Source organism: Gaetbulibacter jejuensis (genome assembly GCF_039524015.1).
In the GTDB taxonomy this organism is placed as follows: domain Bacteria; phylum Bacteroidota; class Bacteroidia; order Flavobacteriales; family Flavobacteriaceae; genus Gaetbulibacter_B; species Gaetbulibacter_B jejuensis.
In genome coordinates this window covers 1-891 of record NZ_BAAAGF010000011.1, presented here as the reverse complement: position 1 = coordinate 891, position 891 = coordinate 1, and the positions used below count along the sequence as shown (strand labels likewise).

General features: G+C 42.6%; 1 pseudogene. It reads left to right on the top strand.

Annotated features, from left to right (window positions below):
* Positions 1-891: pseudogene (locus tag ABD011_RS15715) on the top strand (hypothetical protein); the annotation flags it as partial.

Below are 891 nucleotides of genomic sequence, written 5' to 3'. Positions count from 1 at the left end.
TAGATCTAGCAACAGCCGTAGCAGCCGTAGAGACCTTAACTACATTAGTAGATAACGGCGATGGTACTATCACGTATACCGATGAAGACGGTGTAGCAACAGTAATCAACATGGCTACTATAATAGGAAACAATGAAACGGTTACCAACTTGGTAGACAATGGCGATGGTACAGTTACGTACACAAACGAGGATGGTACAGCGCAAACAATAGACGTAGCATCAATAATTGATGCCCAAGAAACATTAACTACATTAGTAGACAATGGGGATGGAACCATTACCTATACAGATGAGGATGGTGCGGCAAGCATTATTAACCTAGCCACAGCCGTAGCCGCGGTAGAGACCTTAACAAGTTTAATAGACAACGGCGACGGAACCATTACCTATAATGACGAAGACGGTAATGCTAATAACATCAACCTAGCTACAGCTGTAGCCGCAGTAGAGACCTTAACAAGTTTAGTAGACAATGGCGACGGAACCATTACCTATACAGATGAAGATGGTAATGCTAACAACATCAACCTAGCAACAGCCGTAGCAGCCGTAGAGACCTTAACAAGTTTAGTGGATAATGGCGACGGTACGATTACGTATACCGATGAAGACGGTGTAGCTAATAATATAGATTTAGCAGCAGCGGTAGCAGCCAACGAGACCTTGACTACTTTGATAGACAATGGCGATGGTACTATCACGTATACCGATGAAGACGGTGTAGCAACAGTAATCAACATGGCTACTATAATAGGAAACAATGAAACGGTTACCAACTTGGTAGACAATGGCGATGGTACAGTTACGTACACAAACGAGGATGGTACAGCGCAAACAATAGACATAGCATCAATAATTGATGCCCAAGAAACATTAACTACATTAGTAG